The sequence below is a fragment of the Amycolatopsis sp. NPDC026612 genome (assembly GCF_040638285.1).
Taxonomy (GTDB): Bacteria; Actinomycetota; Actinomycetes; order Mycobacteriales; family Pseudonocardiaceae; genus Amycolatopsis.
Genome location: NZ_JBEZYB010000036.1, coordinates 45,641 through 69,872, shown reverse-complemented (window position 1 = coordinate 69,872; position 24,232 = coordinate 45,641). Strand labels below are relative to the sequence as shown.

The following is a 24,232-nucleotide window of genomic DNA, read 5'->3' as shown; positions in this document are numbered from 1 at the left end:
GTGTCACACGCTCGGTACAGCTAGCGTTACTCTTGGTTGCACCCGAGCCGTGGGACAATACCTGGGACGCGAGGAGACGCTGTGATTGCCCTTCCCCAGCCGCGCCCCGCTCGCCGGTGGGAGATCCCCGATCACCTGCTGACGATCGAGGAGTACGCGGCACTCGGTGAAACCGACTCAGGTTTCACCGAACTCGTGGAAGGCCGCGTCTTGATGTCCCCCAGCCCCATTGCCGACCACAACATCGTGATGTTCGAGCTTGGGCAGCAACTCGCCGGGCAGTTGCCGAGCCATCTCCGCGTTTTGCCCGAAACCGACGTAAATCTTAATCTGGCGCCCGCGGGCAATCCCGGCTTTTCCCGCCGTCCCGATCTGCTCATCGTCGAGAGAGCGGGGATTGCCCGTGTTCGTCGGGATGGCGCCATGCTCCGGGCCGACGAGGTGGCCGTCGTCGTCGAAATCGTGTCGCCCGGGTCGAAGCGCACCGACTACCACGTGAAGCACGACGAATACGCCGACGCGGGCATCCCGCACTATTGGATCGTCGACATCACCGAGCCCATTTCGCTCGTCGCGTGCCACCAAGCCGGCGAGTTCGGCTACGTGGACGCGTCCGCGGTCACCGGCACCTTCACCACCGATGTCCCGTTTCCGGTCAAGATCGACCTGGACGCGCTCCTCGATTGATCGGACGGCACGCCGGAACCGCCCGGTTACCGGCGTGCCATCCGAAACTCAGCGGGCCTCGCGGTACCGGCGGTCCTTCGACACGCCTTCGCCCAGCGACTCGTCGAAGTGGTACACCTCGTCACCCCGGACGAACACCCGCAGCGCGCGGTTCATCACGTCCAGCGGGTCGCCCGACCAGAGCACCACGTCCGCGTCCAGGCCCGGCTTCAGCGACCCGATCTGCCCGTCCAGGCCCAGCATCGACGCCGGGTTGATGGTCAGCGAACGCAACGCCGTCGCCGGGTCGAGGCCGTCCTTCACCGCCAAGGCGGCCTGGTACACCAGGAAGTTGATCGGGATCACCGGGTGGTCGGTGGTGATCGCGATCTGCACGCCGGCGCGGGCCAGGATGCCGGCCGACCGCAGCGTGCGGTTGCGCAGCTCGACCTTGGACTTCGTGGTGAACAGCGGACCCAGGATCACCGGGATCTCCCGCGAAGCCAGCAGGTCCGCGATCAGGTGACCCTCGGTGCCGTGGTTGATCACCAGTTTGTAGCCGAACTCGTCGGCCAGCCGGATCGCCGTCACGATGTCGTCCGCGCGGTGGACGTGCTGGTCCCAGTACAGCTCGCCGTCGAGGACCTTCGCCAGCGTCTCCATGGTGAGGTCCACCTCGTGCGGCTTGCCCTCGGACTCCGCGTGCGCGCGCTTCGCCTGGTAGTTGCGGGCCTTGGTGAACGCCTCGCGCAGGATCGCCGCGACCCCCAGGCGCGTCGACGGTGTCTGCTTCTTGTCCCCGTACACGCGCTTCGGGTTTTCGCCGAGTGCGCTCTTCACGCTGACGTGCTCCGCGAACGTCATGTCCAGGATGCTGCGGCCCCAGGTCTTCACACCGATCGTCTGACCGCCGATCGGGTTGCCCGAGCCGGGCTTGATGACGACGCTCGTCACGCCGCCCGCCAGCGCGTCGTCGAAGCCGGGCTCGTACGGGTCGATGCCGTCGACGGCGCGGAACCGGGCGCCGTTCGGGTCGGTCATCTCGTTGGTGTCGTTGCCGGCCCAGCCCTCGCCGTCCTCGTGCACGCCGAGGTGGGCGTGGGCGTCGAAGAAGCCGGGCAGCACCCAGGTGCCCGCCGCGTCGACCAGTTCGGCGTCTTCCGGGATGTCGACGTCGGCCTCGGTGCCGATCGCGACGATCTTGCCGTCGTCGATCAGGACCGTGCCGCCGTCGATGGGATCACCGTCGATGGGGACGACATAGCCCCCGACAATTGCCTTCGCCATAGTTCGCCACGCTAACGAACTCACCCGGGGGTCCGCACGCGGGCCTTCTCCAAGTGCACCAGTTCGTGGTTGTTCTCCGGCGTCCGATGCGTCTCGTGGTAGCCGTGTTTCGCGTACAGGTGCAGCGGGCCCACGCTCTTCGAGCCGGTGAACAGCCGGAACACCGTCACCTCGGCGGGAGCGGCCGATTCCGCGAACCGCAGCAGTCCCCCGCCGAGTCCGCCGCCCTGCCGATCCGGCGCGACGACCAGCCTGCCGAGCACGCCGACGTGCCCGGTCACCGTCAACCGGACCGACGCGACCAGCCGGCCCGACTCCCGGATGCCCCACGACAGCCCCAGGAGCGCCGCCCGCGTCTCGGGCAGCGTCTCCAGCAGCGGCGGCAGCTCCCAGTCGTCGTGCGCGCGAGCCTCGGTGACGTACGCGGCTCGTTGCAGCGTCAGGACCTCGCCCGCGTCGGCGACGCCCAGGCGTAGCGGCTTCACCGGACCCGGATGCCCCAGCTGCCCGACCACGACGCCGACGGCTCGAGCTCGATCAGGTCGGTGCCCGTGTTGAGCGCGTCGGCCGGGCAGGTCATCGGCTCGATCGCGACGGCCCGGCCGCGGCCGACCAGGTCGTCCGGGGTGAACACCTGCGCCCAGCGGAAGTCCGGGCCGGTCCAAACCAGCAACTCCTGGCCATCATGGCTCAGCACGACGTGGTGCAGGCCGTCTTCGGCCGCCGAGAGACCGCCGAACGCCGTGTCGAGGTTGACGCCCGCCAGCACGCGGCCGCCGCGGAAGTCGTACTCGGTGCCTTCGACGTCCTGCTCCGGCGCGTACGGCATCTGCTCGTCGGGGAGGGACGGCCGGACGCGGCTCGCGGGCAGCGTGAGGGTCAGCTCGTCGGTCGGGACGTCGCCGATCCGGAAGTACGGGTGCGTGCCGACGCCGACGCCGACCGGCTGCTCGCCTTCGTTGCGGATCTCGTGGGTGATGGTCAGTTCGCGCGGCGCGAGCTCGTAGGTGATGGTCGCGCGCAGCGGCACCGGCCAGCCGGGCTGCACCGGGACGTCGACGGCCAAGGTGACCGACGACTCGGCGTGCTCCAGCAGCTCCCACTCCAGGTGGCGGGTCAGGCCGTGGATGGCGTTGCCGCGCGCCTCCTCGGTGATCTCGAGCTGCTGCGGCTCGCCTTGGAACGTCCACCGGCCACCCTTGGTCCGGTTCGGCCAGGGCAGCAGCACCTGCCCGGCGCCCTTCGGCGGGTGCGCGTCCTCGGGGAATTCCTCGACGTACGGCACGCCGCCGACTTCGAACGCACGCAGCCCGGCACCGATTTCGGTGACGACGGCGCGCGCGTTGCCGCGGGTGATCTCGAACTGCTGACCGGTCGGGTTGCCCATGGGCACGACCTTACCGATCCGCGAAGTCACTAGACCGGTCGTCATACTTTGCGCTACGGTTCGGTCATGGTTCGCCGCACCGACACGCGGCAGCGGATGCTCGACACCGCCGCCGGCCTGTTCCAGACGCAGGGCTACCACGCCACCGGCCTCACCCAGCTGACGACGGCCGGGGGTGCGCCGAAGGGGTCGCTCTACTTCCACTTCCCCGGCGGAAAGGAGCAGCTCGCCACGGAAGCCGTCCGGCTGTCGGGCGAACGCACGGGCGCCCTCCTGGAAGCCGTCCTGAACGACGCCCCCGACCCGGTGACCGCCGTCGGGCGCGTCGTCGACGCGCTCGGGAACTTCCTCACCGAGTCGGACTTCCAGCGTGGCTGTCCACTCGCGACGGTCGCGCTCGACGCCGCCGCGGCGAGCGAACCCATCCGGGAAGCCTGCGCGGACGGCTATGCGTCCTGGCACGGCGTCCTCCATGGATACCTGACCGGGCAAGGCCTTCCCGCCGAGCGCGCCGACGAGCTCGCCACGATCGTGCTGGCCGCGATCGAAGGCGGCCTGCTGCTGGCCCGCACCCGCCGCGACCTCGCCCCGCTGCGGGCCGTCGCCGCCCACCTGCACGCCACCCTCGACCGGGAGTTCTCCTGATGCGCGTCCACCACCTGAACTGCGGCACCATGCGCCCGCTCGGCGGCGGGCTGGTCGACGGCAGAGCCGGCCTGTTCCGGCGCGCCACCATGGTCTGCCACTGCCTGCTGCTCGAAACCGCCACCGGCCTGGTGCTCGTCGAGACCGGCATGGGCACACCGGCCGCGGTCGACCGGAACGCCTGGCTGGGCGCCGGGTTCGTCCGCCAGTCCAACCCCGTCGAGGATCCCGCGCAGACCGCGATCGCCCAGGTCCGCGCGCTCGGCTTCGACCCGGCGGACGTCCGCGACATCGTGCTGACCCACCTCGACCTCGACCACGCCGGCGGGCTGATCGACTTCCCGTGGGCGCGGGTGCACGTCTACGCCGAAGAGCTGCGGGCGTTCCGGGAACCGCGTGACGCCGCCGAACGCGGCCGGTACCGCCGGATCCAGTTCGCTCATGGTCCACAATGGACGTCCTATGCGGACACCGGCGAGCCGTGGTTCGGCTTCGACGCCGTCCGGCAGCTCGACGGCCTGCCGCCGGAGATCCTGCTGGTCCCGCTCTCCGGGCACACGCGCGGGCACGCCGGGGTCGCCGTCGACACCGGTCACGGCTGGCTGCTCAACGCCGGTGACTCGTACTTCTTCCACGGGCAGGTCGACCCGGCTGCGCCGCACTGCCCGCCGGGCCTGAAGTGGTTCGAGGGCCGGATGGAAACCGTCGGTGGCGCCCGGCTGGACAATCACCGCCGCCTGCGCCAGCTTGTGCAGGAGCACGGCGACGAAGTCACTGTCTTCGCCGCGCACGACGAGACCGAATTCCTCCGGCTGAGCACCAGGAGCAGCGTATGAAGGTGCACCACCTGAACTGCGGGACGATGCGGCCGGCGGGCGGCAAGCTGCTCGACGGCGAGCCCGGCCTGCTGCGGCGGGCGGAGCTGGTCGCCCACTGCCTGCTGATCGAGACCGGCGACAGCCTGGTGCTGGTCGACACCGGGTTCGGCAGCCAGGGCGTGGCGCGTCCCGGCGAGTGGCTCGGCCGGCCGTTCCTCACGATGGTCGGCGCCAAGCCCGAGGCCGCCGAGACGGCCGTCGCGCAGATCAAGGCGCTGGGCCTCGACCCGGCCGACGTCCGGCACATCATCGCGACGCACCTGGACGTCGACCACGCCGGCGGGCTGGCCGACTTCCCGAACGCCGTGGTGCACGTCCGGGCGGAGGAGCACCGGTCCGCGACAGCACCCGCGGACGCGGGCGAAAAGTACCGCTACCGCGCGGTGCAGTTCGCCCACCGCCCGCTCTGGAGCACGTACGACGAAGCGGGCGAGCCTTGGTTCGGCTTCGAAGCGGTCCGCTCGCTCAAGGGGCTGCCCGAGGAGATCCTGCTGGTCCCGCTCACCGGGCACACGCGGGGCCACACGGGCGTGGCGGTCGACACCGGCGACGGCTGGCTGCTGCACGCCGGCGACGCGTACTTCTTCCACGGCCAGCTGGACCCGGTCGCCCCGCACTGCCCGCCGGCCATGACGGCGTTCCAGAACATCGTCCAGACGCTGCGCGGACCGCGGCTGGAGAACGTGGCGCGGCTGCACGAGCTGGCGCGGGACCACCAGGACGAGGTCACGGTGTTTTCGGCGCACAGCCCGGTCGAGCTGGCGGCGCTGCGCCGGTGAGGGTCAGCTCGCCGCGAGGGCCTGCTTGACGAGCGGGGCGATCTGCTCCGCCGTCACCTTCGCCGGGCCGGTGTAGTTGATCAGCACCGGCGTGCCCGCCACCAGCTCGGCCGAAGCGAGCGTTGCCGTCTTCTGCTCGTCGACGTAGTAGACCGCGCCGTCCGGGAAGCCCGGGACGTCCTGCGCGCCCGGCTTCGCCTTCTTGATCGACGCCACCATCTCGGCCGGCTTGATCCGCCGGCTTTCGTAGCTGGTCACCGCGAGGCCGCCCGCGGCCTTGCCGTCGTGCTGGTACTCGCACTTGCGGACCTTGCCTCCGTTGGCGGCGCTGCTGCCCTGCGCCGGGCCCGGCACCGCCTTGAGGTTGTCGAGGAACAACGCCTTCGACACGGCCTCGGCAGGCAGGAGCTTGCACGGGTCCAGCGCGGCCGCGGCGGCGTTCGTGCCGGGCGCGGGCTTCGGGGCGGCGGACGACGACGTCGCCGCGGGTTTGTCCCCCGACGAGCAGGCGGTCAAAGCGGCGAAAGCGACCAAAACGACAGCAAAGGTACGCATGTCCGCACCCTAGCCCGACTGGACTATGCCGTGGGCGCCCGGTAGCGCCAGAACGCGGGGAGGACGAACATCGCCGCGCACACCAGCACGATCACCAGCAGACCACCGACGCTCGCCGCGGCCGCCGTGCCGAAGGCCGCCGCACCCCAGCCGTGGGTGAGGTCGGCGATCCGCGGACCGCCGGCGACCACGACCGTGAAGACGCCCTGGAGCCGGCCGCGCATCTCGTCGGTGGTCGCGACCTGCAGGATCGCCATCCGGTAGACCGCGCTGACCATGTCCGCGGCGCCGGCCAGCGCCATGAAGACGACGGCGAGCCAGAGCGAGTGCGCGAGCCCGAACGCGGCCACCGCCGCGCCCCACGCGCAGATCGCCACGACAACCGCGACGCCTTGGCGGTGGATGCGCGTCAGCCAGCCGGAGAACAGCCCGATCAGCATCGCGCCCAGTGGCAACGCGGCGTAGAGCCAGCCGAGGGCGGGGCCGCCACCAGGTGGGTCGCCGAACGTGCGCTCGGCCATCTCCGGGATCAGCGCCCGCGGCATCCCGAAGACCATCGCGATGATGTCGGCGACGAAGGAGGCCAGCAGGATCTTCTGCCCGGCGAGGTACTTGAAGCCGTCGACGACGTCCCGGAAGCCCGCGCGGCGCGACGGCCCGTTGAGCGGCGGGATCGACGGCAGCCGCCAGACCGCGAAGAGCGTGATCGTCAGGGCGACGACGTCGACCAGGTAGAGGGTGGAGAGGCCGAGGACCGGGATCAGCGCGCCGGCGAGCAGCGGCCCGAAGACCGCGCCGAAGGTGGACATGGTGGAGCTGAGGGCGTTCGCCGACGGCAGCAGTTCCGCGGGCACGAGCCGCGCGACGACGGCGCCGCGGGTGGGCATGTTGATCGCGAACAAGGCCTGGTTGACGGCCAGCAGGCCGAGGACGAGCCACACCGAGCCGAAGTTCGCGAAGGCCTGCAGCCAGAGCAGGGCGGAGGTGATCGCGACGCCGACGTTGGTGACGAAGAGCAGCTTCCGCCGATCGACGGCGTCGGCGACGGCGCCACCCCAGAGCCCGAAGATCAGCAACGGCACGAGCGCGACGAGCCCGGTGAGGCCGACGTAGGCGGATGACCCGGTGAGGTCGAAGACCTGCTTGGGCACGGCGACGGCGGTCAGCTGGGTCCCGACGGCGGTGACCACTGTGGACAGCCACAGCCGCCGGAAGGCCGGGATCTTCAGCGGCCGGGTGTCGACGACGATGCGGCCGAGGAAATTGCGAACACCCGAGCGGGGCGGCAAGGTCCCCGGATCACCAGTCACGACACATCAGCTTAGCGGGGCTAACTATCTCGGTCGCGTGATTTACGTCGCGGACAAGCGCCCCAATGTGGCCTTGGTTGCGTTCAACGCACCCAAGGTGGCCTTCGGTGCGTTCAACGCACCGAAGGCCACATTGGGGCGCTTGGAACTCAGGGGGCGACGCGCTCGATCTGCCAGCCGTCGTCGTTGCGGACGTAACGGAGCCGGTCGTGCATGCGGTCCTCGCGGCCCTGCCAGAACTCGACCAGGTCCGGCCGGATGCGCCAGCCGCCCCAGTGCGGCGGCGCGGGGATCCGCTCGACGTCGGCGAACCGGCGCTCGATTCCGTGCAGCGCGTTGTCCAGCGCCCGGCGGCCGTCGACCACCCGGGACTGGGGCGACGCCCAGGCTCCCAGCTGGGAGCCGCGGGGACGCTGGGCCCAGTACTCCGCCGTCTCCTTGACCCCGACCTTCTCGACCTCGCCTCGGACGTGGACCTGGCGGTGGAGCGCGTACCAGGGGAACGTCACCGACGCGTAGCGGGTCGCGGTCAGGTCGTGGCTCTTCGACGACGTGTAGTTCGTGTAGAACACGACGCCACGGTCGTCGAGGCCCTTGCACAGCACCGTCCGGGACGACGGGCGGCCTTCGGCGTCGGCCGTGGCGAGCACCATCGCGTTCGGTTCGGCGATACCGGCGGCGACGGCCTGGTTCAGCCAGCCCTGAAGCTGGTCGGTCCAGGTGGCCGCCAACGCGGATTCGTCGAACGCCGCGCCGTCGTAGGCGACGCGCATTCCCGGCAGGCGCACTACGGCGTCTTCCACCTGGTCCTCGATCTCCGGCATCATCGCCAAACCTCCGTACCCGGTCGGGGCAGCTGTCACTTCGGCTCCTGCGCACGTTAGGGCCTCACGAGCGGCAGCGGAACCCACTGAACGGTGACACCCGCCACCTCGTCCGCGCCACCTGCTCGTAACCGCATGACAACAAGCCGTAACTGCCGCGTTACCTGCCGGACCAGGATCGATACAGGACGCCCCTACCTTCGGCCCGTTCCCCACCACCCCGGAGGCAGGCATGACCGAGATCCTGTCCAACGCCGAAGAAGCCGAAGAAAGTGCCCCGCCGAAACGCCGGTACGCCCCGCTCGCGGCGAACGAGAACCGCGAGGACTACTCACTGCGCTTCGCCGCTCATTCGTTCCGGAAATGGTCCCCGTTCGTGGTCGCGACGACGGCGCTGGGCGGCATCGCCTACCTCGCCGACTTCGCGATCGGCGCCAGCATCGTCCTCTCCTACGGCTTCACCTCCGGGGTGCTGGCGATCCTCGCCGCGGCCGTCGTCATCTTCGTGACCGGCGTGCCCATCGCGGCCGCCTGCGCGAAGTCCGGAGTGGACATGGACCTGCTGACCCGCGGAGCCGGCTTCGGCTACTTCGGGTCGACGCTGACGTCGCTCGTGTACGCGAGCTTCACCGTCATCTTCTTCTCGCTCGAAGGCTCGATCATGGGCCAGGCCTTCAAGCTCGCCCTCGGCATCCCCCTGCCGGTCGGCTACCTGCTCGCCACGCTGATCGTGCTGCCGTTCGCGCTCTACGGCATGGGCGCGGTCGCGAAGATGCAGACCTGGACCCAGCCGCTGTGGATCGCCGGCCTGGTGCTGCCGTTCATCGTCGTGCTGGTCCGCGAGCCGGGCCAGTTCGCCGAGTTCGCGCGCTTCGGGGGCACCGAGGGCGCCGGCTCCGGGTTCTCCGCGATCGGGTTCGGCCTCGGCATGGGTGTCGCGCTGTCGCTGATCGGGCAGATCGGGGAGCAGGCCGACTACCTGCGGTTCATGCCGGAAAAGACGGCCGAAAACAAGCGGTCGTGGTGGGCCGCGGTGCTCGCGGCCGGCCCCGGCTGGGTGATCCTCGGGGCGGCCAAGCAGATCGGTGGCGCCCTGCTGGCGTTCCTCGCGCTCGGCGTCGTGGGCAAGACGGCCGCGCTGGAGCCGATCGCGCCGTACCTCGAAGCGGTGAAACCGGCCCTCGGCCCGGTGGCGCTGACGTTCGCCGCGCTGTTCGTCGTCGTCTCGCAGATCAAGATCAACACGACGAACGCCTACTCGGGCTCACTGTCGTTCGCGAACTTCTTCTCCCGCGTGCTGCACAAGCACCCCGGCCGGGTCTGGTACGTGCTGGTCAACTGCGGGATCGCGCTCGCGCTGATGGAGTTCGGCGCGTTCGGGTTCCTGAACAAGATCCTCGGCTTCTACTCGAACGTCGCCATCGCGTGGATCGGCGCGGTGTGCGCCGACCTGGTGATCGCCAAGCCGCTGGGCCTCTCGCCGCGCTACATCGAGTTCAAGCGGGCCTACCTGCACAAGATCAACCCGGTCGGGTTCGGCTCGATGATGGTCGCGTCGACGGTCTCGATCGCGGCGTACTTCGGCGCGTTCGGGCCGTTCCTGGCCGCGTTCAGCCCGCTGCTCGCGCTGGTCATCGCGGTCGTGCTGGTGCCGGCGCTGGCGGTGGCGACGCGGGGGAAGTACTACCTGGCCCGGCCGAACACGGTCGCCGGCCCGGACACCGACGTCGACCTGCGGGCCACGCACACCTGCTCGGTCTGCGGTGACCCGTACGAACTGCCGGACGTCGCCGACTGCGCGAAGCAGGACGGCCCGATCTGCTCGCTGTGCTGCACGCTCGACAGCACCTGCCACGACCTGTGCCAGACGACCGGCCCGGTTGCGCTGGGCCTGCCGGCGGTCCGGACCCCGTAAAGTCCGTGCGGGCCCGTCACCTGCGTCCGCCGCAGGTGACGGGCCCGCACGTTCACCGGGCTCCCCCCGGACCCCCCTCCCGGCTCGATTGCTTCACGTTCCGGGGTGCGCCGGGGTTGCCCGGGATTTCCAAGATTCTTTCCGGCCGCATGATGGCCGCCAGCATCAGCGCGCGCAGCTCCGCGCCGACGTCTTCGACCGGCAGCGGCGGCTCGTGCGCCTGCCACTCGCGCAGCAGGCCGGTGGCCGCGCCGACCAGGGCGACCGCCGTCAGCCGATAGTCGCGGTCGGGCGCGGCGCCGTGTTCGGCCGCGTGCCGCGCCTCGGTCTCGATGAAGGTCGCCCACCGGTCGACCCACACCTGGTGCTGCTCCTCGAGTTCCGCGCTGACGCCGACAGCTTCGACGTAGTTGAGCCGCGGCAGCCGGGGATCCACGGTGACGGTGTCGATGAAGACGTCGAGCAGCGTGGCGATGCGGGTCATGGCGTCGGCCCCGGCGACCTTCTCGAGGGCGGCGGTGACGTGGTCGAGCGCGAGGCTGTTGATCCGGTCGTGGAGCGTGCGCAGCACGTCCTCCTTGCCGGTGAACTCCTCGTAGAAGTTCCGCGTCGACACCCCGGCGCTGGCACACACCTCGGTGATCTTCGTGTGCCGGAAGCCGGTGGAGGTGAACAGCTCGAGACCGGCCGTGAGCAGCCGTTCCCGGCGGTCGGCGCGACGTTGCTCGGGTGCGACGCCGCCGTACGTGCGAGCCACCGGTGATGTCCTCCTTCCGAGGGATTGCCGGATCCTACCGGGCTGGCTAAGTTGTGAAAACTTCGATTACCACACAACCGGAGGCAACGATGCTTCGTCGGTTACTGGTCGCCGTCTCACTTCTCTTCGTGGTGGCCGCGCCCGTGGCGCACGCCGATCCGGGTGTCCTGCTGGAACAGCGGCCGACGACGGTGTTCGTCGGCCCGTTCCCGGCGCCCGTCCGAGCCTGGCACCTCCTGTACCGCTCGACGTCGGCGACCGGGGCACCGAACGCCGTGTCCGGCACGCTGCTGGTGCCGCCGACGCCGTGGCTGCGCGGCGGCGCGCGCCCGCTGATCACGTACGCGGTGGGGACGCACGGACTCGGCGACCAGTGCGCGCCCTCGAACCTGCTGGCCAACGGCATCGAGAACGAGAGCGCGCTGCTGGCCCAGGCGTTGTCGCAGGGCTGGGCCGTCGTCGTCACCGACTACGAAGGGCTCGGCACCCCCGGAACGCACACGTACGCGGTCGGGCAGTCCGAAGGCCGGGCGGTGCTCGACGCGGCGCGCGCCGCTGCCCGGGTGAGCGGAGCCGGGCTGTCCCCGGCCGGCCCGGTGGGCGTGTTCGGCTACTCGCAGGGCGGCCAGGCCGCGGCGTGGGCGGCGGAACTGCAGGCCACGTACGCGCCTTCGCTGAGCGTGGTCGGGGTGGCGGCCGGCGGCGTCCCGGCGGACCTGAACGCGGTGTTCGCCGCCAACGACGGCGGCGCGGCGTTCGGCCTGGTCCTCGGCGCGGCCACCGGTCTCGCGGCCGCATACTCCGACGTGCCGTTCGCGACCATCCTGAACGACCGCGGCCGCGAGGCGGTGGCTCGCGTGTCGAAGGCGTGCACGGTCGAACTGGGTGCGGCGGCGCCGTTCGCGCACCTGCGGGACTTCGTGACGGTGCCGGACCCGATCCACGAGCCGCACTGGCAGGCCCGGCTGGCCGAGAACTACCTGGGCACGACCGCACCGAAGGCGCCGGTGTACCTGTACCACGGGACGCTGGACGAGCTGATCCCGTTCAGCGTCGGAACGGCCCTGCGGGATCGCTGGAAGTCCCTCGGCGCGGCGGTGACGTGGCAGGAGTTCCCGCTGCTGGAGCACATCGGCGGGGTCTCGATCGGCGGCCCGGCGGCGATGACCTGGCTGGGCACGAAGTTCTGAGGGTTCCGCTCGCCGGGGACGGACGCAGGGGGCCGTCCCCGGCGAGCGGCGCGACCCACCCGAAACTGTCGGCCCCTCCCGGTAGCGTGGAAAACGGGGGCTGCTCAGAACGCCGGGACCCCGGCCTCGGCCAGCCCTTTCAGCACCGTCACGGCGTCCGGCGCCAGGGAAGTCACCAGCGTGCCGCCCGCGGCGAGCGGGCTGCGGGACCACCACTCACCCGAGGCCGCCGGGAGCTCCGGGCCGCCGACCACCAGGTCCGTGGCCAGCACCCGGCGGCCTGCCAGCACGGCCAGGCTCCCGTCCAAACCCGCATCCCCCACGGAAAGCGTCTGGCGCAGCACCGGCACCGAACCCCGCGTGGCCGACAGCGAAGTCGACAGCGAACCGGGACGCTCCCCGGCCCGCCCCAGCACCAGCACCTCCCGGGTGTGCAAGTACGCATCGGAAGCCAGCGAAGCGCGGAAAACCGCACGGTGCCGGGCCCGCGCGGTGACCACTGTCGGCTCCGGCAGGTACTCCAGCGACCCGCCCGGCTCGACCACGATGTCTACTGTGGACACCGACTCCTCGCCGTGCAGACCGGGCAAGGCCAGCGTCGCCGCGACACCGGAAAGACGCAGCGAAGCGCCCGGACCGACGCGGATCGACAACAGCAGCTCGTCCCCACCCAGCGGAGACGTCGCCGAGTTGACCAGGTGCACGACCGCCGTCGCACCGGACCGCCGGCGCGGGAACAACGTCAGCGGCGCCATCGAACACAGTTCGCGCAACACCGTGCGCGATCCGTCGAAGCACGCGGTCAGCCGGGCGTGGGCCTTCACAGCAGGGAACGCACCCAGTCGGCGACCGCCGGGGCGTCCGGGGTGTCCACAAGGGACTGAGTGATCACCGGCAGCGAGCCGCGCATCCGGTGCGCGTCCGACGTCATCACGGCCATGTCCGCGCCCACCAGGTGGGCGATGTCGATCTTGTTGATCACCAGCAGGTCGGCCGTCGTGACGCCGGGGCCGCCCTTGCGCGGCACCTTGTCGCCGCCCGCCACGTCCACCACGAAGATCTGGCTGTCCGCCAGGCCGCGGCTGAACACCGCCGTCAGGTTGTCGCCGCCGCTTTCGATGATCACCAGGTCCAGGCCGGGGAACTTCTCCTCCAGCCGTTCGACCGCGTCCAGGTTCGCGGTGATGTCGTCCCGGATCGCCGTGTGCGGGCAGGCGCCGGTCTGCACCGCCTCGATCCGCTCCGGGTCGAGCACTCCCGCCCGCCGCAGGAAGTCCGCGTCCTCCGTCGTGTAGATGTCGTTCGTGACCACGGCGAGCCGGATCTCGTCGCCCAGCGCGCGGCAGAGGGCCGCGGTCAGCGCCGTCTTGCCGGAGCCGACCGGGCCGCCGATGCCGATCCGGTACGCGCGCCCGGCCGTCGGCGCCGCGTCGTAGTGGTCGGGGTCGGCGGTCGTCGGGTCGAAGCTGACCTCGTGGAAATGCCCGTGTCCGCGCTTTTCGATGTCGCTGCCTTCAGCTGGCAAAGAGACGCACCTCTTCCTTGTGGTGCCGGGCATGCGCCTCGGCGAACAGATCCAGCGCCGGTGACCCCGGCGACGGCAGCGACCTCGGGTCGTCCCCCGCCACGGCCGCCGCGTCCGTGCACACCGGACGCACGTCGAGCCGCGCGACGACCGCGTTGACGGCGAAGGGATCCAGCCCCAGCAACCGCACCACGGCACTCGCTGGGCCACTGACCGACAGGTACGCCGCCGCCATCGCCGCGTCGTACGGCGACCCACCCGCGACGCCGACCAGCGCACCCAGCACCACGGGGTGGTGCGGCCGCGGGGTTTCCGCCAGCAAGGCGGTGAGCACGGGCGACGGCCACGCGATCCGGCCGGCGCGCGCGGTGCCCCGTCCCTGAGCCCGGGACGCCTCGCGTTGCGCGAGCGACGGCGTCCGCGCGTCCAGCTCGGCGTCCAGGAGCGACCAATGTCCACCGGGGACCGAACGCGACGCCGCGTGAGCGGAAGCGGCGGCGAAGACCGCGGCCAGGGATCCCGCCGTCCGCAACCGTCCGGAAAGGAATCCCGGCAGATCCCGCACCGAAGTGACCAGTTTCCGCGCGACGACCTCTTCCAACCCGCCACTGTGGACGTGACCACCGCCGGGGAAACGGGAGTCCGCGAGGATGAGTGCCGAAAGGTCCATCAGAACAAGAAGTACCTTTGCGCCATCGGCAGCTCCGTCACCGGCTGCGGTTCGACCAGCTCACCGTCGACGTGCACCGCGAAGCTGTCCGGCTCGACGCGGACGTCCGGTGTGGCGTCGTTGAGCACCATGTCCGCCTTGGTCCGCGCGCGCATGTCCGACACCGCGACCAGCGGCCGCGTGATGCCGAACTTCTCCCGCAAGCCACTGTCCAATGCGGACGGTGCGACGAAGTGCAGGCTCAACGCGGCCCCGATGTTCGCGCCGAACATCGGGCGCGCCATGACCGGCTGCGGCGTCGGGATGGACGCGTTCGCGTCGCCCATCGCCGCCCACGCCGGGAAGCCGCCCTTCAGCACCACGTGCGGGCGGACGCCGAAGAACTTGGGCTCCCACAGCACCAGGTCGGCGAGCTTGCCGACCTCGACCGAGCCGATTTCGGTCTCCATGCCGTGCGCGATGGCCGGGTTGATCGTGTACTTGGCGACGTAGCGACGCGCGCGCAGGTTGTCGGCCGCGCCGTCGCCGGGAAGCGCGCCGCGACGGCGTTTCATCACGTGCGCGGTCTGCCAGGTCCGGATGATCACCTCGCCGATCCGGCCCATCGCCTGCGAGTCCGAGCTCATCATCGAGATGGCGCCCATGTCGTGCAGGACGTCCTCGGCCGCGATCGTGGTCGGCCGGATCCGGCTTTCGGCGAAGGCGAGGTCCTCGGGCACCGACGGGTTGAGGTGGTGGCAGACCACCAGCATGTCGAGGTGCTCGTCGATGGTGTTCGCCGTGTGCGGCCGGGTCGGATTGGTCGACGACGGCAGCACGTTCGACAGCGAGACGACCTGGATGATGTCGGGCGCGTGCCCGCCGCCGGCCCCTTCGGTGTGGTAGGCGTTGATCGAGCGGCCGCCGATGGCGTCCACAGTGGACTCCAGGAAGCCCGCTTCGTTCAGGGTGTCCGTGTGGATGGCCACCTGGACGCCGGCTTCGTCGGCGACGGTGAGGCACGCGTCGATGGCGGCCGGGGTGGTGCCCCAGTCCTCGTGGAGCTTGAAGCCGCCCGCGCCGGCCGCCAGCTGCTCGCGCAGCGCCTCGTGCCGGACGGTGTTTCCCTTGCCCAGCAACAGGACGTTGACCGGGTAACCGTCCATGGCGGACAGCATCCGGCCGAGGTTCCACGCGCCGGGCGTGACGGTGGTGGCCTTCGTGCCCTCGTTGGGGCCGGTGCCGCCGCCGACCAAGGTGGTCAGCCCGGCGGCCAGCGCCGTCTCGACGAGCTGCGGGCAGATGAAGTGGACGTGGCAATCGATGCCACCGGCGGTGAGGATCTTGCCGTTGCCGGACAGCACCTCGGTGCTCGGCCCGATGACCAGGGCGGGGTCGACGCCGTCCATCGTGTCCGGGTTGCCCGCCTTGCCGATGCCGACGATCCGGCCGTCGCGCACCCCGACGTCGGCCTTCACGACGCCCCAGTGGTCGAGGATCACCGCACCGGTGATGATCAGGTCGGGCGTGCCCTCGGCGCGGGTCGCGGTGCCCTGGCCCATGGACTCGCGGATGACCTTGCCGCCGCCGAAGAGGACCTCGTCACCGCTGCCGCCGGGCCCCATGGAGCGGTCCTCGGTGACCTCGATCAGCAGGTCGGTGTCGGCGAGCCGGATCCGGTCGCCGGTGGTCGGGCCGAACAGCTCGGCGTAGCGCTCGCGGTCGATCTGCGGCATCTCAGAAGTCCCCCGCGAATTCGGAGCGCAGCCCCGGCACCCGGCGGGCCCCGGCGAGGGGCACCAGGTCGACTTCGCGCTCGATGCCCGGCTCGAACCGCACCGACGTGCCGGCCGGGACGTCGAGCCGGTGGCCTCGGGCGGCGTCCCGGTCGAACTCCAGGCCCGGGTTCACGGCCGCGAAGTGATAGTGCGAGCCGACCTGCACCGGCCGGTCGCCGAGGTTCCGCACCAGCAGCCGGACGCGCGCGCGGCCGGGGTTCAGCTCGACCGGTTCGTCGCCGGGAATGATCTCGCCAGGGTGCATCCAGGACCTCTCAGACGATCGGGTCGTGCACGGTGACGAGCTTCGTGCCGTCCGGGAAAGTGGCTTCGACCTGCACGGAGTCGACCATTTCGGGCACGCCGTCCAGCACCTGCGCCCGGGAGAGCACGCTCCGGCCGCTGGCCACGAGCTCGCTCACCGTGCGGCCGTCGCGAGCCCCTTCGAGGACGTGGTCGGTGATCAGCGCGACCGCTTCCGGGTAGTTGAGCCGGACGCCGCGGTCCAGCCGCTTCCGCGCGACGTCCGCCGCCACGTGGACGAGCAGCTTGTCGCGCTCCTGCGGGCTGAGGTGCATGCGGTAGGTCTATCACCCGAAACGCGGGAGCGCCTGGTTCGGAAACACAGGATTTACCTGGGCTTCGTCACACTCCGTGGCGAAAATTCTCCGGTGGGCGGGCTTCGGTGACTGAATCGTTCTCGTAATCGTGACCGAAACCACCACATCTTTCGATTGCCACTGGCCGGTCAAGAGAGCAAGGTCTATCCATCCGTGCGATGTGGCGCGCATTCAGTGCGCTCTATCCCAACCGCGCGACCAGCACAGCCAGCCGGGGAAAAAGCGCACCGAAAGGTTCCGCGAAACAGTGACTACCTCCACGATCAGCAAGCCACAGCCGTCCGGCCAACCCGACGACGGCTTCCGACCGGGTCTGGAGGGCGTCGTCGCCTTCCACACCGAAATCGCCGAACCCGACCGGGACGGCGGTGCCCTGCGCTACCGCGGCGTCGACATCGAGGACCTCGCCGGCAAGGTGACCTTCGGGGACGTCTGGGGCCTCCTCGTGGACGGCCGGTTCGGTCACGGCCTCCCGCCCGCCGAGCCGTTCCCGCTGCCGGTGCACACCGGCGACGTCCGGGTCGACGTCCAGGCCGCGCTCGCCATGCTCGCCCCGATCTGGGGTTACCGGCCGCTGCTCGACATCACCGACGAAGAGGCCCGTGAGCAGCTGGCCCGCGCCTCGGTGATGGCCCTGTCCTACGTCGCCCAGTCGGCGCGCGGCATCGGCCAGCCCGCCGTGCCGCAGACCCGCGTCGACGAGGCCCACTCGATCACCGAGCGGTTCCTGATCCGCTGGCGCGGCGAGCCCGACCCGTCGCACGTCAAGGCCCTGGACGCCTACTGGGTGTCGGCCGCCGAGCACGGCCTCAACGCGTCCACCTTCACCGCCCGCGTCATCGCCTCCACCGGGGCCGACGTGGCGGCGGCCATGTCCGGCGCCATCGGCGCCATGTCCGGCCCGCTGCACGGCGGCGCGCCGGCCCGCGTGCTGCCGATGATCGAAGAGGTCGAACGCACCGGCGACCCGGCGGGCCTGGTCAAGGGCATCCTCGACCGCAAGGAACGCCTGATGGGCTTCGGCCACCGCGTCTACCGCGCCGAAGACCCGCGGGCGCGCGTGCTGCGCCGGACCTGCAAGGAGCTGGGCGCGACCCGCTACGAAGCGGCCGCCGCGCTGGAGCAGGCCGCGCTGAAGGAGCTGCGCGAGCGGCGTCCGGATCACCCGATCGAGACCAACGTCGAGTTCTGGGCCGCGGTCATCCTGGACTTCGCGCAGGTCCCGCCGCACATGATGCCCGCGATGTTCAGCTCGGCCCGCACCGCCGGCTGGGCCGCGCACATCCTGGAGCAGAAGCGCACCGGACGCCTGGTGCGGCCGTCGGCCAAGTACGTCGGCCCGGAGCCGCGCACCCCCGAGGACGTCGAGGGCTGGGAGCTCGTCACCAAACACTGACCGCCCGCCCAGCCCGGCACTTTCACGTGAAAGTGATCTGGAGGAGCCACCTCCACGTCACTTTCACGTGAAAGTGCCGCTTTGGTCGTGGGTGGTGGTGGTCGTCAGCATGGCGGTGAGCTGGTCGACGAGCCAGGTGTCCAGGGATTCGCGGGGCACCGTGCGTTCCTGGAGCCAGCTCAGCAGCGCGCCCTCGACGACGGCCGTCCAGCAGCGCAGGGTCAGCGAAAGCAGCGGTGACGGGTCTTCGACGCCGAGTGCGTCCAGGATCAGCGCCACCGCGCGGTGGCGGACCTCGTCGATCGCCGCGTCCGTCTCGGACGTCGCGATCACCGAACCACTGCGCAGCAGGGCGATGTACCCCGCGCGGTAGTGGTCGGCGACGTCGATCAGGCCGCGGACGGCGGCGCGCAGCCGCACCTCCGGCGGCCCCACCTCGAGCCCGGCCAGGCCGTCGATGAGCCCGTCGGTGACCGTGCGCAGGGCCTCGACCTGCAGTTCCCGCAGGCTCGAGAAGTACCGGTAGAACAACGGCCTCGACACCTCGGCGCGCGCGACGATGTCGTCCACGGTGACCAGCTCCGGCGCCCGCGAGCCGAACAGGTCGAGCGCGGCGCGGATCAGGTCGTCGCGGCGGGCCTGTGGCGACATCCGCCGGGGCCGGCTCACGGCGTCAGGTCCAGCTTCGCGGCCTTGCGGAGCAAGCCGGGCGTCAGTCGAGAAAGGACCAACGCCACCTTCGCCTCCGGAGTGGACGGGGCGATCGCGAGGTCCTTTTCCACGGCGCGGAGGATATCCCGCGCGACTCCCTCGGGACCGAACCCGCGCCGGGCGTACAGCTTCGAGCTCTGCTGCTGCCGCCGTCGCTGCTCCTCTTCGGACACGCCGACGAACGTCGTCGTGTCCGTGATGTTGGTCCGCACGATGCCCGGGCACACCGCCGTCACGCCGATGTGGTCCGCCGCCAGCTCGGCCCGCAGGCAGACGCTCAACGTCAGCACCGCCGACTTCGTCGTGGCGTAGGCGGAAAGGATCTTCGACGGCAGGTAGGCGGCCGCCGAGGCGAGGTTGACGATCTGGCCGCCTTCGCCGCGCTCGGCGAGCATCGGCGCGAACGCGCGGCAGCCGTGGATCACGCCCCAGAGGTTGACGTCGATGACGCGTTCCCAGTCCTCGACCGACGTGTCGAGGAACGGCCCGGACATCCCGATGCCGGCGTTGTTGACCACGATGTCCGGGACGCCGTGCTCGGCGCGGACCCGCTCGGCGAAGCGGTGCACGGCCTCGCCGTCCGAAGAGTCCACTGTGTACTCGGCGAGACCGTGGTCTCCCAGCAGCTTACGGGTTTCCGCAGCACTGGGTGCGTCGATGTCCGTGATGACGACGTCGGCGCCCCGCTCGGCGAACGCGAGCGCGGTGGCGCGGCCGATTCCGCTGCCCGCCCCGGTGACGACGACGAGCTTGTGCGCGAACGGCCCGGCGTCGACGCGGGCCCGGCGCAGTGCCCGGCTTTCGGTCCCGGTTTCGGCGTACTCGATCAGCTCGGCGGCCGCGGCGGCGACCACCTTCGGCCGCGCCCTGGTCACCCAGTGCGTCCCGACGATCCGGCGGATCCGCAGGCCGGGAACCCAGCGGGTGACCTCGGTCTGCAGCGGCGTCGTGACGTAGGCGTCGCCGGTCGGGGCCAGCACCTGCACCGGGATGTCGGCGGGGCGCGGCGCGGGCCGCGACAGGCGGGTGAACATGTTGGCGCGGTAGAGCTCGAGACCGTGCAGGCCGTCGGACTTCTCCGGCGGCGCCGCGTCCGGCTCCATGCGCCGGATCTGCTTGCCCATCAGGCCGGTGCGCCACAACAGGTCCGGGACGAGCGGGATCTGGAACGCGAGGATGTACCACGAGTGTAAGAACTGGCTCAGCGCGTTCTTGAGCCGCTTCGGCGTCGGGCGGCTCAGCTGGGCGCGGAACCACGCGCCGGCGTGGTCGAGGCTCGGGCCGGAGAGGGACGTGTAGGAGGCGATCCGCCCGCGCAGGCCGTCCCCGGTGACGGCGTGCCAGGCCTGGATCGAGCCCCAGTCGTGGGCGACCAGGTGCACCTTGCCGGTGGGCTGCACCGCGTCGACGACGCCACGCAGGTCGTCGGCCAGCTGGTCCAGCCGGTAGGACGCGCGTCCCGGCGGCTTGTCCGACTGTCCGGCGCCGCGCACGTCGTAGGTGACGACGCGGTGTTTCGCGGCCAGCTCGGCGGCTACTCCACCCCACATCGAGCTGTTGTCCGGGTAGCCGTGCACGAGCACGACCGTGGGCCCGTCGCTCCGGCCGTCGATGGTGACGGAGAGGCGGACACCGTCGCTGGCGGTCACCCACTTGTGAGACATTCTGTCATGTTAGACAACTTGTCAACAGCCGGTTCACCCGCGCGGCGGTTCCGCCGACCCCGAAGTCCGGGTTCTTGGTGGTATGACAGCGTTTTCGTGGTTCCACGGGAAACCACGCGGCCCGTGTCCACCGAACGGTGGACAGCCGGATTCAGCCGCCCGTTGGTCGGATCCGGCGCCATGAGCGGCCAGGCTGGGACCCATGACCACAGCAGTGAGCGTGCGCGGCCTGCGCAAGCAGTACCCCGGTCACCTAGCGGTGGCCGGACTGGACCTGGACATCGCCCGGGGCGAGGTGTTCTCGCTGCTCGGTCCGAACGGCGCCGGGAAGACCACGACGGTCGAGATCCTCGAAGGCCACCGGCCGCGGACGGCAGGCGAAGTCACCGTGCTCGGCGAGGACCCCGGCAAGGCCGGGCGGGCCTGGCGGGCCCGGCTCGGCATCGTCCTGCAGACGGCGAACGACGCCGCCGAGCTGAGCGTCGCCGAGACCGTCCGGCACTTCGCGAAGTACTACCCCGACCCGCGCGATCCGGACGAGGTGATCGAGAAGGTCGGGCTCACCGAGAAGGCCGCGGCGCGGGTGAAGTCGCTCTCCGGCGGGCAGCGCCGGCGCGTCGACGTCGCGCTCGGCATCATCGGCCGTCCCGAACTGCTGTTCCTCGACGAGCCGACCACCGGCTTCGACCCCGAAGCGCGGCGGCAGTTCTGGTCGCTGATCAGCGATCTCGCCGCCGAGGGCACCACCATCCTGCTGACCACGCACTACCTCGACGAGGCCGAAGCGCTCGCCGACCGCGTCGCCGTGATCGCGCGGGGCGAGATCGTCGCCGAGGGCACCCCGCAGAACCTGGGCGGGCGGGCGGCCGCCGAGGCGACCGTGCGCTGGGTCGACGAACGCGGTGAGCACGTCGAGCGGACCGCGTACCCGACCAAGCTCATCACCGAGCTCTCCGCTGGGGGTGGGGAGCTCGCCGGGCTGACGGTGACCAGGCCGAGCCTGGAGGACATCTACCTCGACCTGATCGGAGACAAGGCATGACCTCCGCGCCATCCGAGACCTCGCCCCAGGCCGGGAGTTCCACCACCCGGAAGGCGGCGGTGGCCCTGCCCGGCCCCCTGTCCCTCGGGCTCGCCCGCGGCGGCACCGAGCTGCGGCAGTTCTTCCGCCACAAGGAACAGGTGGTCTTCACCTTCTCCCTGCCCGCGGTGCTGATGGTCCTGCTCGGGTCCATCCTGGACGGCCCGACGGCGCTCGCCGGCGTCACGTCCGGTCAGCTGCTGGCGGCCGGGATGATCGGCTCCGGGATCGTTTCGACGTCGTTCAACAGCATCGCGACCGGCGTGTCCGGCGACCGCGAAACCGGCGCCCTCAAGCGCCTACGAGGCACGCCGATGCCGCCCGCGTCGTACTTCATCGGCAAGATGGTGCTGGTCGCGGTGTCGAGCCTGGCCCAGACCGTGCTGATGGCCGGGGTCGCCGTGCTGTTGTTCGGGCTGGAACTGCCGTCCGACCCGGCGAAGTGGCTGACGCTGCTGTGGGTGTTCGCGCTCGGCATCGTGTCGTGCACCCTGCTCGGGATCGCGGTCAGCTCGCTCGCGAAGTCCACCAACGGCGCGGTCGCCATCGTGCAGATGCTGTACCTGGTGCTGCAGTTCATCTCCGGCGTGTTCGTCTCGCCGATCACGCACCTGCCGAAAGTTATGGTGGACATCGCGTCGTTCTTCCCGCTGAAGTGGATCTGCCAGGGATTCCGGTCGGTGTTCCTGCCGGAGGGCGCCGTGAGGATGGAGATGGCCGGGACATGGGAACTGCCGCGGGTGGCGCTGGTGCTGGGGATCTGGTGCGTGGCCGGAGCGGTGCTGGCGCGGCTGACCTTCCGGTGGACCGACGGGAAGTGAAGGACGCCTGGGACCGGTTCAACTGGCTCTGGGAGATCCTCTTCGCGGTGGCGTACCTGGCCACGACCGTGCTGGTGCTGCTGGACGGAGCCGATCCGGCGCGCACCGCGGTCGCGGTCGGGGCGCTCACCGCGCTCGCGCTGACCTACCTGCTGTGGGGCCGCCGCGTGGTGCGCGACGACGGCCACCTGCGCCAGCGGTGGGCCTTGGCCCTGATCGTCCTGGCACTGGTCGCCGTCGCGATGTTCGCCAACACCACGACCAGCTTCATCCTGTTCATGGTGTGCCCGCTGCTGTTCTCGACGCTCGAGTTCCGCCCGGCCGCGGTGCTCACCACGGCGGCGATCCTGCTCAGCCCCGTGTCGTCGATCGCCACCAGCGGGCTGCGCGGGCCGACGCTGCACATCCTGCTGCCGATGACCGCGATCCTCGTCGTCTTCGGCATCCTCTCCGGGAAGTTCATCCTGCACGTCATCGAGGAGAGCCGGGGCCGGGCGGGCCTGATCGCCCGGCTCGAGGAGAGCCAGGCGGAAGTCGCCCGGCTCTCGCGGGAGGCGGGGACCGCGGCCGAGCGCGAACGGCTCTCGCGGGAGATCCACGACACCCTCGCACAGGGCTTCACCAGCATCGTCACGCTCGCACAGGCCATCGAGTCCGAATTGGACACCGACCCGGCGGCGGCGCGGCGGCACGCGGAACTGGCCGCCCGCACCGCGCGGGACAACCTCGCGGAGGCACGCGCGATGGTCGCCGCACTGGCTCCGGCGGACCTCACGACCGGCTCGCTGGTCGACGCCGTCCGGCGGCAGGCCGACCGGCTGGCCGACGAGACGGGCGTCCCGGTCCGGTACGAAGTGGACAGTGCGCTCCCGGTGATCGGCATGGCGGGCGAAGTCGTCCTGCTGCGGGGAGCGCAGGAAGCCCTGAACAACGTGCGGCGGCACGCGGGCGCGTCGGCGGTGTCGGTATGTCTGTCCGCAGTGGACGGTTTCGTCCGGCTGTCGGTCCGGGACGACGGCGCCGGCTTCGACCCGGACCACGCGCCGGGTTTCGGGCTGCGCGGGATGCGGTCCCGCGCCGAGCAGGTCGGTGGCACACTGAGCGTCCGGAGCGGCCCGAGCGGCACCGAACTCACCCTGGAGGTGCCGGCTTGATCCGCGTCATGCTCGTCGACGACCACCCCGTCGTCCGCGAAGGCCTCCGCGGCATGCTCGAAGCGGAGCCGGACCTCACGGTCGTCGGCGAAGCGGGCTCCGGCGACGAAGCCGTCGCGCTCGACCGGGTCGCCCGGCCCGACGTCGTCCTGATGGACCTGCGGATGCCCGGCCTCGACGGCGTCGGCGCGACCAAGCGGATCCTGCGTGAGCAACCCGCGCGGCGGATCGTCGTGCTCACGACGTTCGAAACGGACGCCGACATCCTGCGCGCGGTGGAAGCCGGCGCGTCGGGCTACCTGCTGAAGGACGCCTCCCGCGCCGAGCTGGCGAACGCGATCCGCGCGGCGGCGCGCGGGGAGACGGTGCTGGCGCCCTCGGTGGCGGGCAAGCTGGTCAACCGCGTCCGAAACCCGGAACCGCAGCCGCTGTCCGCCCGCGAGGTCGAGGTGCTCCGGCTGGTCGCGAAGGGTGGCACCAACGCCGACATCGGCCGCGCCCTGCACATCAGCGAGGCCACGGTGAAGACCCACCTGATCCGGGTGTTCGGCAAGCTCAGCGTCTCGGACCGCACGGCCGCGGTCACCACGGCCATGGCCCGCAACCTCCTCACCTGACCAGTCGTCGCCCGGACCGGCCC

The 24,232-nt window shown here is 70.9% G+C and carries 26 protein-coding genes; 11 read left to right on the top strand and 15 right to left on the bottom strand.

Annotated features, from left to right (window positions below; genetic code table 11):
• The first annotated feature begins 81 nt into the window (after positions 1 to 81).
• Positions 82 to 687: a Uma2 family endonuclease gene (locus AB0F15_RS28035; protein ID WP_360276333.1), complete on the top strand. Its 606-nt coding sequence runs from the start codon at positions 82 to 84 to the stop codon at positions 685 to 687.
• 48 nt (positions 688 to 735) lie between these two features.
• Here the strand turns inward: AB0F15_RS28035 and AB0F15_RS28030 are convergent, their stop codons facing one another.
• From AB0F15_RS28030 to AB0F15_RS28020, 3 genes are read right to left on the bottom strand one after another with little or no spacing between them, the layout of a single operon-like run.
• A complete protein-coding gene (locus AB0F15_RS28030) occupies positions 736 to 1,953 on the bottom strand; it encodes an amidohydrolase (RefSeq protein ID WP_360276331.1) in 1,218 nt (405 codons plus the stop codon).
• A gap of 20 nt (positions 1,954 to 1,973) precedes the next feature.
• Positions 1,974 to 2,468 (bottom strand): GNAT family N-acetyltransferase, encoded by a 495-nt coding sequence (locus AB0F15_RS28025; protein ID WP_360276328.1) that lies wholly within the window; start codon positions 2,466 to 2,468, stop codon positions 1,974 to 1,976.
• Positions 2,435 to 3,340, bottom strand: coding sequence for an aldose 1-epimerase family protein (locus tag AB0F15_RS28020; protein WP_360276325.1), 906 nt, complete (start codon positions 3,338 to 3,340; stop codon positions 2,435 to 2,437). Before AB0F15_RS28020 ends, AB0F15_RS28025 begins: the two co-directional genes overlap by 34 nt.
• Before the next feature lie 66 nt (positions 3,341 to 3,406).
• On the opposite strand from AB0F15_RS28020, the gene AB0F15_RS28015 reads away from it, so the two are divergent.
• From AB0F15_RS28015 to AB0F15_RS28005, 3 genes are read left to right on the top strand one after another with little or no spacing between them, the layout of a single operon-like run.
• Positions 3,407 to 3,985 carry a TetR/AcrR family transcriptional regulator gene (locus AB0F15_RS28015; protein WP_360276322.1) on the top strand — a complete coding sequence of 193 codons (579 nt, stop codon included), beginning with the start codon at positions 3,407 to 3,409 and terminating at the stop codon, positions 3,983 to 3,985.
• Positions 3,985 to 4,821 (top strand): MBL fold metallo-hydrolase, encoded by an 837-nt coding sequence (locus tag AB0F15_RS28010; RefSeq protein ID WP_360276320.1) that lies wholly within the window; start codon positions 3,985 to 3,987, stop codon positions 4,819 to 4,821. The genes AB0F15_RS28015 and AB0F15_RS28010 overlap by 1 nt, the downstream gene beginning before the upstream one ends.
• Positions 4,818 to 5,642 carry an MBL fold metallo-hydrolase gene (locus tag AB0F15_RS28005; protein WP_360276317.1) on the top strand — a complete coding sequence of 275 codons (825 nt, stop codon included), beginning with the start codon at positions 4,818 to 4,820 and terminating at the stop codon, positions 5,640 to 5,642. Before AB0F15_RS28010 ends, AB0F15_RS28005 begins: the two co-directional genes overlap by 4 nt.
• 3 nt (positions 5,643 to 5,645) lie before the next feature.
• Here AB0F15_RS28005 and AB0F15_RS28000 read toward each other — a convergent pair whose 3' ends face one another.
• The 3 genes from AB0F15_RS28000 to pdxH form a co-directional block, all read right to left on the bottom strand.
• Complete coding sequence (locus AB0F15_RS28000; RefSeq protein ID WP_360276314.1) at positions 5,646 to 6,197, bottom strand: DUF3558 family protein; 552 nt, start codon at positions 6,195 to 6,197, stop codon at positions 5,646 to 5,648.
• A 23-nt stretch (positions 6,198 to 6,220) separates the two neighbouring features.
• The gene (locus tag AB0F15_RS27995; RefSeq protein ID WP_360276387.1) at positions 6,221 to 7,486 is read right to left on the bottom strand and encodes an MFS transporter; all 1,266 of its coding nucleotides are present in this window, start codon (positions 7,484 to 7,486) and stop codon (positions 6,221 to 6,223) included.
• A 170-nt stretch (positions 7,487 to 7,656) separates the two neighbouring features.
• On the bottom strand, positions 7,657 to 8,334 hold the full coding sequence (gene pdxH / locus AB0F15_RS27990; protein WP_033261565.1) for a pyridoxamine 5'-phosphate oxidase: 678 nt from the start codon (positions 8,332 to 8,334) through the stop codon (positions 7,657 to 7,659).
• 229 nt (positions 8,335 to 8,563) lie between these two features.
• Here pdxH and AB0F15_RS27985 point away from each other — a divergent pair, with 229 nt between their 5' ends.
• A complete protein-coding gene (locus tag AB0F15_RS27985; RefSeq protein WP_360276311.1) occupies positions 8,564 to 10,246 on the top strand; it encodes a hypothetical protein in 1,683 nt (560 codons plus the stop codon).
• Positions 10,247 to 10,298: 52 nt separating this feature from the next.
• Here the strand turns inward: AB0F15_RS27985 and AB0F15_RS27980 are convergent, their stop codons facing one another.
• Positions 10,299 to 11,003, bottom strand: a complete 705-nt coding sequence (locus tag AB0F15_RS27980; RefSeq protein WP_360276308.1) for a TetR/AcrR family transcriptional regulator — start codon at positions 11,001 to 11,003, stop codon at positions 10,299 to 10,301.
• Between the two features lie 89 nt (positions 11,004 to 11,092).
• Here AB0F15_RS27980 and AB0F15_RS27975 point away from each other — a divergent pair, with 89 nt between their 5' ends.
• Entirely contained in the window at positions 11,093 to 12,193 is a 1,101-nt protein-coding gene (locus AB0F15_RS27975) for a lipase family protein (RefSeq protein ID WP_360276305.1), read from the top strand.
• Positions 12,194 to 12,297: 104 nt separating this feature from the next.
• Here the strand turns inward: AB0F15_RS27975 and AB0F15_RS27970 are convergent, their stop codons facing one another.
• Genes AB0F15_RS27970 through AB0F15_RS27945 form a run of 6 tightly spaced genes read right to left on the bottom strand, consistent with a single transcriptional unit; the run spans position 12,298 to position 16,723 of the window.
• On the bottom strand, positions 12,298 to 13,017 hold the full coding sequence (locus AB0F15_RS27970; RefSeq protein WP_360276302.1) for an urease accessory protein UreD: 720 nt from the start codon (positions 13,015 to 13,017) through the stop codon (positions 12,298 to 12,300).
• Positions 13,014 to 13,718: an urease accessory protein UreG gene (ureG, locus tag AB0F15_RS27965; RefSeq protein WP_360276299.1), complete on the bottom strand. Its 705-nt coding sequence runs from the start codon at positions 13,716 to 13,718 to the stop codon at positions 13,014 to 13,016. Before ureG ends, AB0F15_RS27970 begins: the two co-directional genes overlap by 4 nt.
• Positions 13,708 to 14,388 carry an urease accessory UreF family protein gene (locus AB0F15_RS27960; protein WP_360276296.1) on the bottom strand — a complete coding sequence of 227 codons (681 nt, stop codon included), beginning with the start codon at positions 14,386 to 14,388 and terminating at the stop codon, positions 13,708 to 13,710. The genes ureG and AB0F15_RS27960 overlap by 11 nt, the downstream gene beginning before the upstream one ends.
• Positions 14,388 to 16,103 carry an urease subunit alpha gene (locus AB0F15_RS27955; RefSeq protein ID WP_360276293.1) on the bottom strand — a complete coding sequence of 572 codons (1,716 nt, stop codon included), beginning with the start codon at positions 16,101 to 16,103 and terminating at the stop codon, positions 14,388 to 14,390. Before AB0F15_RS27955 ends, AB0F15_RS27960 begins: the two co-directional genes overlap by 1 nt.
• A gap of 1 nt (position 16,104) precedes the next feature.
• Positions 16,105 to 16,410 (bottom strand): urease subunit beta, encoded by a 306-nt coding sequence (locus tag AB0F15_RS27950; protein ID WP_360276290.1) that lies wholly within the window; start codon positions 16,408 to 16,410, stop codon positions 16,105 to 16,107.
• A 10-nt stretch (positions 16,411 to 16,420) separates the two neighbouring features.
• On the bottom strand, positions 16,421 to 16,723 hold the full coding sequence (locus tag AB0F15_RS27945; RefSeq protein WP_155540714.1) for an urease subunit gamma: 303 nt from the start codon (positions 16,721 to 16,723) through the stop codon (positions 16,421 to 16,423).
• A gap of 289 nt (positions 16,724 to 17,012) precedes the next feature.
• On the opposite strand from AB0F15_RS27945, the gene AB0F15_RS27940 reads away from it, so the two are divergent.
• The gene (locus AB0F15_RS27940) at positions 17,013 to 18,161 is read left to right on the top strand and encodes a citrate synthase 2 (RefSeq protein WP_360276286.1); all 1,149 of its coding nucleotides are present in this window, start codon (positions 17,013 to 17,015) and stop codon (positions 18,159 to 18,161) included.
• A 63-nt stretch (positions 18,162 to 18,224) separates the two neighbouring features.
• On the opposite strand, the gene AB0F15_RS27935 is transcribed toward AB0F15_RS27940, so the two are convergent.
• Both AB0F15_RS27935 and AB0F15_RS27930 read right to left on the bottom strand, forming a co-directional pair.
• A complete protein-coding gene (locus AB0F15_RS27935) occupies positions 18,225 to 18,812 on the bottom strand; it encodes a TetR/AcrR family transcriptional regulator (RefSeq protein WP_360276383.1) in 588 nt (195 codons plus the stop codon).
• A gap of 14 nt (positions 18,813 to 18,826) precedes the next feature.
• Entirely contained in the window at positions 18,827 to 20,521 is a 1,695-nt protein-coding gene (locus AB0F15_RS27930; protein ID WP_360276381.1) for an SDR family oxidoreductase, read from the bottom strand.
• A gap of 217 nt (positions 20,522 to 20,738) precedes the next feature.
• On the opposite strand from AB0F15_RS27930, the gene AB0F15_RS27925 reads away from it, so the two are divergent.
• From AB0F15_RS27925 to AB0F15_RS27910, 4 genes are read left to right on the top strand one after another with little or no spacing between them, the layout of a single operon-like run.
• Positions 20,739 to 21,578 carry an ABC transporter ATP-binding protein gene (locus tag AB0F15_RS27925; RefSeq protein WP_360276283.1) on the top strand — a complete coding sequence of 280 codons (840 nt, stop codon included), beginning with the start codon at positions 20,739 to 20,741 and terminating at the stop codon, positions 21,576 to 21,578.
• Positions 21,575 to 22,438 (top strand): ABC transporter permease, encoded by an 864-nt coding sequence (locus AB0F15_RS27920; protein ID WP_360276280.1) that lies wholly within the window; start codon positions 21,575 to 21,577, stop codon positions 22,436 to 22,438. Before AB0F15_RS27925 ends, AB0F15_RS27920 begins: the two co-directional genes overlap by 4 nt.
• A complete protein-coding gene (locus tag AB0F15_RS27915; protein ID WP_360276378.1) occupies positions 22,435 to 23,592 on the top strand; it encodes a sensor histidine kinase in 1,158 nt (385 codons plus the stop codon). The genes AB0F15_RS27920 and AB0F15_RS27915 overlap by 4 nt, the downstream gene beginning before the upstream one ends.
• Positions 23,589 to 24,209 (top strand): response regulator transcription factor, encoded by a 621-nt coding sequence (locus tag AB0F15_RS27910; RefSeq protein WP_360276278.1) that lies wholly within the window; start codon positions 23,589 to 23,591, stop codon positions 24,207 to 24,209. The genes AB0F15_RS27915 and AB0F15_RS27910 overlap by 4 nt, the downstream gene beginning before the upstream one ends.
• The last annotated feature ends 23 nt before the right edge of the window (positions 24,210 to 24,232 follow it).